The 10,100-nt window shown below is 66.3% G+C and carries 11 protein-coding genes; 2 read left to right on the top strand and 9 right to left on the bottom strand.

Annotation, left to right across the window (positions count from 1 at the left end; genetic code table 11):
* Positions 1-287: 287 nt before the first annotated feature.
* From larC to ACMI1Q_RS09660, 4 genes are all read right to left on the bottom strand, one after another.
* Positions 288-1,616: a nickel pincer cofactor biosynthesis protein LarC gene (larC, locus tag ACMI1Q_RS09645; protein WP_419503606.1), complete on the bottom strand. Its 1,329-nt coding sequence runs from the start codon at positions 1,614-1,616 to the stop codon at positions 288-290.
* 4 nt (positions 1,617-1,620) lie between these two features.
* Positions 1,621-2,382, bottom strand: a complete 762-nt coding sequence (gene larB / locus ACMI1Q_RS09650) for a nickel pincer cofactor biosynthesis protein LarB (protein WP_419503607.1) — start codon at positions 2,380-2,382, stop codon at positions 1,621-1,623.
* A 3-nt stretch (positions 2,383-2,385) separates the two neighbouring features.
* On the bottom strand, positions 2,386-3,135 hold the full coding sequence (locus tag ACMI1Q_RS09655; RefSeq protein ID WP_419503608.1) for a 7-cyano-7-deazaguanine synthase: 750 nt from the start codon (positions 3,133-3,135) through the stop codon (positions 2,386-2,388).
* 179 nt (positions 3,136-3,314) lie between these two features.
* Positions 3,315-3,695 (bottom strand): PH domain-containing protein, encoded by a 381-nt coding sequence (locus ACMI1Q_RS09660; protein WP_419503609.1) that lies wholly within the window; start codon positions 3,693-3,695, stop codon positions 3,315-3,317.
* 143 nt (positions 3,696-3,838) lie between these two features.
* On the opposite strand from ACMI1Q_RS09660, the gene ACMI1Q_RS09665 reads away from it, so the two are divergent.
* Together ACMI1Q_RS09665 and ACMI1Q_RS09670 are read left to right on the top strand one after the other, a co-directional pair.
* Positions 3,839-5,140: a galactokinase gene (locus ACMI1Q_RS09665; RefSeq protein WP_419503610.1), complete on the top strand. Its 1,302-nt coding sequence runs from the start codon at positions 3,839-3,841 to the stop codon at positions 5,138-5,140.
* Between the two features lie 21 nt (positions 5,141-5,161).
* Positions 5,162-6,190 (top strand): aldose epimerase family protein, encoded by a 1,029-nt coding sequence (locus ACMI1Q_RS09670; RefSeq protein ID WP_419503611.1) that lies wholly within the window; start codon positions 5,162-5,164, stop codon positions 6,188-6,190.
* Positions 6,191-6,251: 61 nt separating this feature from the next.
* Here the strand turns inward: ACMI1Q_RS09670 and ACMI1Q_RS09675 are convergent, their stop codons facing one another.
* Genes ACMI1Q_RS09675 through ACMI1Q_RS09695 form a run of 5 tightly spaced genes read right to left on the bottom strand, consistent with a single transcriptional unit; the run spans position 6,252 to position 9,909 of the window.
* The gene (locus tag ACMI1Q_RS09675; protein ID WP_394980258.1) at positions 6,252-6,731 is read right to left on the bottom strand and encodes a YbaK/EbsC family protein; all 480 of its coding nucleotides are present in this window, start codon (positions 6,729-6,731) and stop codon (positions 6,252-6,254) included.
* Positions 6,732-6,748: 17 nt separating this feature from the next.
* Positions 6,749-7,687, bottom strand: coding sequence for a transketolase family protein (locus ACMI1Q_RS09680; protein WP_419503612.1), 939 nt, complete (start codon positions 7,685-7,687; stop codon positions 6,749-6,751).
* Positions 7,684-8,535: a transketolase gene (locus ACMI1Q_RS09685; RefSeq protein ID WP_419503613.1), complete on the bottom strand. Its 852-nt coding sequence runs from the start codon at positions 8,533-8,535 to the stop codon at positions 7,684-7,686. The genes ACMI1Q_RS09680 and ACMI1Q_RS09685 overlap by 4 nt, the downstream gene beginning before the upstream one ends.
* A gap of 1 nt (position 8,536) precedes the next feature.
* Positions 8,537-9,196, bottom strand: coding sequence for a fructose-6-phosphate aldolase (gene fsa / locus ACMI1Q_RS09690; protein WP_419503614.1), 660 nt, complete (start codon positions 9,194-9,196; stop codon positions 8,537-8,539).
* Between the two features lie 17 nt (positions 9,197-9,213).
* Complete coding sequence (locus ACMI1Q_RS09695; RefSeq protein WP_419503615.1) at positions 9,214-9,909, bottom strand: L-ribulose-5-phosphate 4-epimerase; 696 nt, start codon at positions 9,907-9,909, stop codon at positions 9,214-9,216.
* Positions 9,910-10,100: the final 191 nt, after the last annotated feature.

Below are 10,100 nucleotides of genomic sequence, written 5' to 3' on the forward strand. Positions count from 1 at the left end.
GCCCCGCAAAAGGTTTGTTACACCGCCTGTGGACCTTACAAAACGTTAGAGCCTCCTTGCCACGGCAGCTACAGCGATACATACAACGCCAATGTGTTTGACGGGTGTTTTTCCCGCCTTAGATGCAACACACGATTGTTATTATACAGTGCCGCCCCCCTATGTCAATAGGTTTGTGCAAATTCTTTTGAAAAATGCCGGAATATATCCCAATGGGGCGTTATATTCCGGCATTTTTTCGAATTTTTTTAGACAAATCTTGCGAATGCTTTAAAAAACGCTGTCTCTCACCGTTTTTCAAAAGCGCGCCGCGCCGCCTCCAGCACCGTTTCCAGGGGCACGCCGGCAGCCGCGGCGGCGGCCGCCGCCTGGTCGAATTCCGCCTTGGCCTTGCCCTGCGCGCCGGGCGCGAACTTCACGTCCACCGGGCCGTAAGGGGTCTCCACCCGGCGGCATTCCCGGGGCTGGACCACCCGCTCCATCGCGCAGCGGCGCACCCCCCAGCTGGTGGTGTGCGCCAGCATCAGCCGTGAAAGGCGCTCCGCATCGGCGGGCCGGCACAGGCAGCACAGCTTTACCCCCGGGCGGTTCTTCTTCATCTGGATGGCCTCGGTGTAAACGTCCAGCGCGCCGGCGGCCAGCAGCACCCCGGCGGCGTAGGCGATGGCCTCGCCGGTCATGTCGTCCAGGTTGCAGGCAAGCTCCATCACCTGATCGGACGCGCCGCTCTCCCCCGTCTCGCCCAGGAAGGCCCGCACCACGTTGGCGGCGGCAAACTCCTTGTTGCCGGCGCCAACGCCCACGGCCTTCACCGTCATGGCGGGCATCGGCCCGAAGGAGGAGGCAAAGGTGCGCAGCAGCGCCGCCCCGGTGGGGGTGCACAGTTCCGTCTGCACGTCGCCGCCGTAGCAGGGGATGTCCCGCACCAGCCAGGCGGTGGCGGGGGCGGGCACCGGCAGCACGCCGTGAGCGCACTTCACCTGACCGCCGCCCAGGTTCACCGGGCTGGCCGCCACCCGGTCCGCGCCGAGCCACTCCATCAGCAGGCACACCGCCGTCACGTCGGCCACCGCGTCCAGCGCGCCCACCTCGTGGAAGTGCACCAGCTCCACCGGCTGGCCGTGGGCGTGGGCCTCGGCCTGGGCGATGAGGCCATAGACCTCCATGGCCTTCGCCTTCACCGTCTCCGGCACCGGCAGCCCCTCCACGATGGTCCGCACGTCCGCAAGGCTGGCGTGATGGTGGCCGTGGTGGTGGTCATGCTCGTGGTCATGGGCATGTTCATGCGCATGCTCATGGTCATGTTCGTGCTCATGGACATGCTCGTGGTCATGCTCATGGTCGTGAGGATGCTCATGCTCATGGACATGGGCCTGACCCGCCCCGCCGCAGGGCACGTCGTGGCTGTGCTCCTCCACGCCGTGGGCCAGCACGGTCACGTGCAGGCCCCGCACGCCGCATTTTTCGGCGGGCTCCACGCTCACCTGCACGCCGGGGATGGCGTTCATCACCTTCAAGAATTTCTGCCGCCGCTCCTCGGGCAGCAGGTCCAGCAAAGCGGCGGTGAGCATGTCCCCCGCCGCGCCCATGTTGCATTCCAGATACAGCGTTTTCATGCTGTCAGTCCTCCTTCGCCATGTGGTTGATCATGCTGGCCAGATACCCCGCGCCAAAGCCGTTGTCGATGTTCACCACGCTCACCCCGCTGGCGCAGGAGTTGAGCATTGAGAGCAGTGCGGAAAGGCCGCCGAAGTTGGCCCCGTAGCCCACGCTGGTGGGCACGGCGATCACCGGGCAGTCCACAAGGCCGCCCACCACGCTGGCCAGCGCCCCTTCCATGCCCGCCACGGCGATGACCACCTTGGCCTGCATCAGCACGTCCAGCCGGGCCAGCAGCCGGTGCAGCCCGGCCACCCCCACGTCGTAGACCCGCTCCACCCGGTTGCCCATGGCCTCGGCGGTGCGGGCGGCCTCCTCGCAGACGGCCATGTCGCTGGTGCCGCCGCTGACCACGGCGATGAGGCCCTTGGGGTCGGTGATGGGGGCCGGGTCGGCAAGGCCGAAGCGGGAGAGGGGGTCATAGTCCAGCGGGATGCCCTCCCCCTTCACCTTCTCGGCGGCCTCGGCGCTCATGCGGGTGACGATGATGTTCTTCGCCCCCCGCCCTGCCATGGCCCGCAGGATGCCCGCGATCTGATCCGGAGTCTTGCCCGCCCCGTAAACCACCTCCTGGGCCCCCTGGCGCAGGCCCCGGTGGTGGTCCACCTTGGCGTAGCCCAGGTCCTCGAAGGGCTGCATCTTCATCTGGAGCAGGGCCTCCTTGGGGCTGGTCTTGCCCGCCTGCACCTGTTCCAGCAGCTCCAGCATCTCCTGCTGTTCCATCCTTCACTCCTCCTTCCGGGGCGCAAGGTCCAAAAGCACCCCGTCAAACCAGGGCGCAAGCGCCCCGGTGATGTCCTTGTGGCGGCGCGCCGCCTCCTCCAGCTGGCCGGCGGGCAGCTGCAGGCGGCCCAGCCGCCCCAGCACCCGCACTCTCAAGTTGGAAAAGCCCATGGCCATCAGAGCGCCTTCCGCCGCTTCCACCCGCCGCAGGGTCTCGGCCTCCAGCGGGGTGCCGGTGGGCACCCGGGTGGCAAGGCAGGCGTAGGCGGGCTTTTGGGCGGTGAAGAGGCCCAATTCCCGGCTCATGCGCCGCACCTGGGCCTTGGTCACCCCGCACAGGCGCAGGGGGCTTTTCACCCCCAGTTCCGCCAGCGCCCGCATGCCGGGCCGGTCCGCCGCGTCGTCGCTGGCGTTGGTGCCGTCCCACACCTCGGAAAAGCCGTCCGCCGCCGCGGCGCTCACCAGCGCCGAGAAGATCATCCTCTTACAATAATAACAGCGCAGGGGCCCGTTGGCCCGCACCTGTTCGTCCTCCAGGGGGCTGGCCTCCAGCACCCGCAGCTCCACCCCCAGCTGGGCGCAGAGGCGCTTTGCGTCCTCCAGCTCAAAGCCGGGCTGAAAAGCGCTGTGCACAGAATAGGGCTGCACCCTGCAGCCCGCCTTCACCGCCGCCGCCAGCAGCAGGGCGGAGTCGGTGCCGCCGGAAAAGGCCAGCGCCGCGGCTTTGCCCCGCAGAAATTCTTCCAGTTTCATCCCCACACCTCAAATCATCAAAAAAATGCCGCGAAAGCGCCGCCCTTCGCCTTGCGGCGGGGCAGCCGTGCCTTCGTGGCATTCTCATCGCTGTTATTTAAAATGCGCCGCCGCGCCTTCCTGGCGCGGACTTATCGGGTCTTATTGTAGCACAAAGGCCGCCGGGTGTAAAGCAAGGCTCACAGCATGTCCTCGCCGTCGTCCGTGTCGGTCATGAACTCACGGCCGCTCACCCGTTTGGCCATCCGCTCGGCCTCCACCAGGTCGGAGAGCTTCTCCTTCACGGCGGCGGAGTCGGGGATCCACTTGATGTCGAACTCAGGGGTGGATTTGTCCGCCGAGCAGCAGTGGATGGTGCCCAGGCCGAACAGCCGCTGAGCCAGCGAGCGGCGCAGGGTCACGTCCATGATGCGGTAAAGGCGCACTTCCTCTTCCTTCGTGCTCAGGATGCCGGTCTGGATGAGCAGCTTTTCTTTGGTGAGAACGTACTTGGTGAAGGTCCAGGGCAGGCCGAAAATGATGCGCTTGCGGTCCTGCCAAACGACGCCGGGTCGGTCCATAGGGTCTCCTCCCTTTCACTATTCTGTACTTTATTATACCGTTCCTCTCTTTTCTTGACAAGAACCCCCGCCGCCCCTGTACGCCGCCTTTCTTTCATGGTATAATGATGCCGACAAAACGCCCGTGAAAGGGGTCTTATGCAATGAGAAACGCACAGCAGCTTTTAGCCGACCTTTCCGCCGGCCGGTGGGACGCCGCCTTCGCCAGCCTCTACGGCTGCGCGGGCCGCTCCGCCGCCGACTGCCGCGCCCGCTATGCCCGTCTGGTGGAGGGCTTCACCGCCGCCTTCGGTGACGGCGAGCGGGAGTTCGCCTTCTACTCCGCGCCGGGCCGCACCGAGCTGGGCGGCAACCACACCGACCACCAGCACGGCCGTGTGCTGGCCGCCAGCGTGGACCTGGACGTCATCGCCCTGGCCGCGCCCAACGGCACCAATACGGTGCGGGTGCTCAGCGAGGGCTTCAAGATGGACGTGGTGGACCTCGCCCGGCTGACCCCCGCGGAAGAGGAGACCAACCACTCCGCCTCCCTCATCCGGGGCGTGTGCGCCGCCTTTGCCGCAAAGGGCTGGCCGGTGCAGGGCTTCGACGCCTACACCACCTCCGCGGTGCTCAAGGGCAGCGGCCTTTCCAGCTCCGCCGCCTTTGAGGTGCTCATCGGCAACATCGCGAACCACCTGTTCGCCGGCGGCGCCGAGACCCCCGTCACCATCGCCCAGATCGGCCAGTACGCCGAGAACGTCTTCTTCGGCAAGCCCTCGGGTCTTTTGGACCAGATGGCCAGTTCCGTGGGCGGCGTGGTCGCCATGGACTTTGCCGACCCCGCCGCGCCGGTGGTGCGGCCCCTTTCGCTGGACCTTGCGGGCCAGGGCTATGCCCTGTGCATCGTGGACACCGGCGCCGACCACGCCGACCTCACCGGCGAGTACGCCGCCATCCCCGCCGAGATGAAGGCGGTGGCCGCCGCGCTGGGCGGCCAGGTTCTGCGGGACGTGCCCAAGGAGGCCTTCTACAAGGCTCTGCCCGCCCTGCGCAAGGAGCTGGGCGACCGGGCGCTGCTGCGCGCCTTCCACTTCTACGCCGACGATGAACGGGCCGCCCTGCAGGCCCAGGCGCTGGCCGTGGGCGAGTTCGACCGCTATCTGCGGCTGGTGCGCGAGAGCGGCGAGTCCAGCTTTGATTACCTGCAGAACGTGTTCTGCCGCTCCAAGCCAGTCGAGGAACAGCCGGTGGCGCTGGCCCTGGCGCTGGCGGGCACCCTGCTGGCCGGGCGGGGCGCTTACCGGGTGCACGGCGGCGGCTTCGCCGGCACCATCCAGGCCTATGTGCCGCTGGACTTCGTGCCCGCCTTCAAGGCCGGCATGGAGGCCCTGCTGGGCGAGGGGATGTGCCATGTGGTCTCCATCCGCCCGGTGGGCGGCGTCCATCTGACCGAAAACGACTGAACAAAAGGGAGGGCTGGACCCATGTCTGTGACGAAAGAACTGTTTCTCACCCTGCCGGACGGCACCCCCGTCCACCGCTACACGCTGGAAAAGGGCGGCGTCTCCCTCTCGGTGCTGGACCGTGGCTCCACCCTGCAGCGGGTGGCGGTGCCCGGCCCGGAGGGCAAGCCGGTGGAGGTGCTGGTGAACTACGCCGACCCCGCCGCCTACCTTGACTGCCCGGACTATCTGGGCGCTTTTGTGGGCCGCGTGGCCAACCGCATCGCCAAGGGGCATTTCACCCTGGACGGCAAGGACTACCAGCTGGCCTGCAACAACGGCAAAAACCACCTGCACGGCGGCGTGGACGGCTTCAACAAGCGGGTGTTCCGCCTTGTGCGGGCGGAGGACGACCTGCTGGAGCTGGCCCTCACCAGCCCCGACGGCGACCAGGGCTATCCCGGCAAGCTGGAGCTGACCGTGCGCTGGAAGCTGCTGGACGACGGCTTTGCCCTGGAGTGGGAGGCCGAGGCGGACAAGGCCACCCCCGCCGCCTTCACCTGCCACGCCTACTGGGACCTGGCGGGCAAGGACGCGGGCCCCGAGGCCGTGATGGGCCATCAGCTCCGTCTCTTTGCCAGCCGCTACACCCCGGTGGATGAGACACTCATCCCCACCGGCGAACTGGCAGCGGTGGAGGGCACTCCCTTCGACTTCACCGCGCCCCACGCCATCGGCGAGCGCATCGGGCAGGACTGCCCCCAGCTTGCCATCGCCGGCGGCTACGACCACAACTTCGCGCTGGACTCTGTGCCCGGCCCCGACGGCCTGCGCCCGCTGGCCCGGGTGACGAGCCCCGCCACCGGCATCACCATGACGGTGGAGACCACCCTGCCCGGCGTGCAGTTCTACTCCGGCAACTTCATGCAGGGCCATGAAAAGCGCAGCGGCTTCTGCCTGGAGCCCCAGACCTTCCCCGATGCGGTGAACCAGCCCGCCTTCGGCCAGGACGTCATCCTGCGCCCCGGCGAAGTGCGCCGCGACGCCATCCGCTGGCATTTCAGCCTGTAATGACGCAAAAAAGCCGCCCCGTGCGCTGCACTGGGCGGCTTTTTTGTTTTGTTTTTTGTGGTCAGGCCGGGTCGTTCCATCCCTTGCACACGTCCACCCAGCCCTTGGGGGCGGCGTACTTTTCCAGCTCGGGGATGGTCAGCTCGATGGCGCTGTTGGAACTGCCGCAGGCGGGGAACACCGTCTCGAACCGCTTGAGTGACTCATCCAGCCACACTTCCACGCCCTCGTTCACGGCGAAGGGGCAAACGCCGCCCACCGCGTGGCCCACCAGCTCCACCGCCTGCTCGGGGGTGAGCATTTTGGCCTTGAGGCCGAACTGCGCCTTGAATTTGGCGTTATCGATGCGGGCGTCGCCGGCGGCCACCACCAGCAGGGGGCCCGCCGGGCCCATGAAGGAGAGGGTCTTGGCGATGCGCTTGCCCTCGCAGCCCAGCGCCAGCGCGGCCAGCTCCACCGTGGCGCTGGAGACGTCGAACTCCCGCACCCGGTCCGCAAGCCCCACCGACGCGAAATAGGCTTTCACCCGTTCAATGGACATTGCCTCTCTCCCCTTTTTTACACTTCGCGGCAGGCCTTGGCGATGCCCGCGGCGTCCAGCCCGAACTGGGCCAGCAGCTCTTTGGCGGGGCCGGAATGGCCAAACTCGTCCTCAACGCCCACGCGCTTGACCTTGCAGGCCACGCCCGCCTCGGCAATGACGGCGCACACCGCTTCGCCCAGGCCCCCGATGACGCTGTGCTCCTCGCAGGTGACCACCTTGCCGCACTCCTTGGCGGCCTTCAGCACCAGCCCGGCGTCCAGGGGCTTGATGCTGCACAGGTTGATGACCCGGGCGCTCACGCCCTCGGCGGCCAGGGCCTCGGCGGCCTTCAGGGCCTCGGCGGTCTCAAGGCCGGTGGCCAGGATGGCAAGGTCGCTGCCCTCGCGCAGCACTTCGCCCTTGCCGATCTCGAACTTGTAGGTGGCCTCGTCGTGGAACACCGGCACCGCCAGACGGCCGAAGCGCAGGTAGACGGGGCCCTCGTGCTCATAGGCGGCCTTCACCGCGGCCTTGGCCTCCACGTCGTCGGCGGGGCAGAGCACCACCATGCCGGGAATGGAGCGCATCAGCGCAAAATCCTCGCAGCACTGGTGGCTCGCGCCGTCCTCGCCCACGGAGATGCCGCCGTGGGTGGCGCCGATCTTCACGTTCAGATGGGGGTAGCCCACCGAGTTGCGCACCTGCTCAAAGGCGCGCCCCGCGGCGAACATGGCAAAGCTGGAGGCGAAGGGCACAAGGCCCGCCGCCGCCATGCCCGCGGCCACGCCGATCATGTTCTGCTCCGCGATGCCGCAGTCGAAATGGCGCTCCGGGAACGCCTTCTTGAAAACGCCGGTCTTGGTGGCGGCCGCCAGATCCGCGTCCAGCACCACCAGATCCTCATGCTCCTTGCCCAGTTCCACCAGCGCGGCGCCGTAGCTGTCGCGGGTGGCGATGGTCTTCACTTCGCTCATACCGTCTCCCCCTCCAGTTCTTCGAGCGCGGCGGTCAGTTCCGCCATGCCCTGCTCATACTCCGCGTCGTTCGGGGCCTTGCCGTGCCAGCCCACGTTGTTCTCCATAAAGCTGACGCCCTTGCCCTTGGTGGTCTTCAGCAGGATGGCGCTGGGCCGGCCCTTCTCGGCACGGGCGGCGGCGAAGGCCGCTTCCAGCGCCTCAAAGCTGTGGCCGTCGATGACCTGCACAAAGAACCCGAAGGCCTTGAACTTCTCGTCCACCGGGCCGGGATTCATCACCTCGGCCACCGGGCCGTCGATCTGCAGGCCGTTCAGGTCCGCCAGAACGCACAGGTTATCCAGCTTGTAGTGGGCGGCGAACATGGCCGCCTCCCACACTTCGCCCTCCTGCAGCTCGCCGTCGCCCAGCAGGGCGTAAACGCGGCTCGGCTGCTTTTTGTACTTGGCGGCCAGCGCCATGCCGCAGGCGGCGGAAACGCCCTGGCCCAGGCTGCCGGTGGACATGTCCACACCGGGCACGGTGTTCATGTTGGGGTGGCCCTGCAGATAGCTGTCGGTGTGGCGCAGGGTGGGCAGGTCCTCCACCGGGAAATAGCCCCGCAGCGCCAGCACAGAGTACAGCCCCGGCGCGGCGTGCCCCTTGGAGAGCACGAACCGGTCACGGCCTTCGGCTTTGGGGTCGGCGGGGTCCACCTTCATCTCCTTGAAATAAAGGTAGGTCAGCGCGTCGGCGGCGGAGAGGCTGCCGCCCGGATGGCCCGCCTTGGCCCCGTGGGTGGAGGTCAGCACGCCCATGCGCGCCTTGCAGGCAAGCTTTTTCAGTTCAAGTTCCTGTTGTTTCGTCATATCATTCACCAAACACCTTCACATAGTCTGCTTTGAACTTCTCGATGCCCGCGTCGGTGAGCGGGTGTTTGGTCATCTGCTGGATGACCTTGTAGGGCACGGTGGCGATGTCCGCACCGGCCAGGGCGCAGTCGGTCACGTGGATAGGGTTGCGCACGCTGGCCGCGATGATCTCGCAGTGCAGGTCGGGGTAGTTGTTGAAGATGGCGCTGATGGTCTGGATGAGGTCGATGCCCGGCTGGCTGATGTCGTCCAGCCGGCCCAGGAAGGGCGACACATAGGCCGCCCCCGCCCGCGCTGCCAGCAGCGCCTGGTTGGCGGAAAAGATAAGGGTGCAGTTGGTGGGGATGCCCTCGGCGGAAAGCGCTTTGATGGCCTTCAGGCCCTCGGCGGTCATGGGGATCTTCACCACCATGCGCTTGGGGTCCAGGGCGTAGATGGCGCGGCCTTCCTCGATCATGCCCGCCGCGTCGGTGGTGGTGGCTTTCACCTCGCCGGAGATGGGCCCGTCCACGATGGACGCGATCTGGGCCAGGGTCTCGGCATAGTCCCGCCCCTCTTTGGCGATGAGGCTGGGGTTCGTGGTCACGCCCGCGATGACGCCCATGTCGTTCGCCGCGCGAATTTCATCCACATTCGCCGTGTCGATAAAGAACTTCATTTCCTCTTTCCTCCCTTTTATTTCTGCCCATAATAGGCATTTGGTCCATGTTTGCGCAAAAAGTGCTTTTCCACCAGATGGGCGGGGGCGGGCTGCGCCTGGGGGGCCACCTGCCGGGTCAGCAGCGCCATCTTTGCCACCTCTTCCAGCACCACCGCGTGATACACCGCCTGGGCCGCCGTTTTGCCCCAGGTGAAGGGGCCGTGGCTGCGGCAGATGACCGCGGGCACGTGGACCGGGTCGATGCCCCGGCCCGTGAAGGTCTCCACAATGACCTTGCCGGTGTTTTTCTCGTAATCCTCGTCCAGCTCTTCCTTGGTCAGGCCGCGGGCGCAGGGCACCGGGCCGTAGAAGTAGTCGGCGTGGGTGGTGCCGTAGCAGGGGATGTCCTCCCCCGCCTGGGCCCAGGCCACCGCATAGGGGCTGTGGGTGTGCACCACGCCCCCCAGAGCCGGAAAGGCTTTGTACAATTCCAGATGGGTCTTTGTATCGGACGAAGGGTTCAGGTCCCCTTCCATGATATTGCCGTCAAGGTCCAGCACCACCAGCTTTTCGGGGGTGAGCTGCTCATAGTCCACGCCGGAGGGCTTGATGACCACCAGTCCCTTTTCCCGGTCGATGCCGGACACATTGCCCCAGGTATAGGTCACAAGGCCCCTTTGGGGCAGCTCCATGTTGGCCGCCCACACGGCCTGCTTCAGCGCTTCGAGCATCTGCTCTCACTCTCCCCTCTCTGTGGTTCAGACCCACCCCTTGATTGTACCACAGATGCCCCCGCCCGTCCACACAATAAATATCCCCCGGCAAAGCCGGGGGTTTTTCATATGCGGGCATAGCCCTAGAATACTAGCGTGCGCGTCACGTCACGCAAGTACGGTCTGCCAGCCGCGAAGGTTCTGTTACT

Source organism: Candidatus Allofournierella excrementavium (assembly GCF_048526665.1).
GTDB classification, from domain to species: Bacteria; Bacillota; Clostridia; order Oscillospirales; family Ruminococcaceae; genus Allofournierella_A; species Allofournierella_A excrementavium.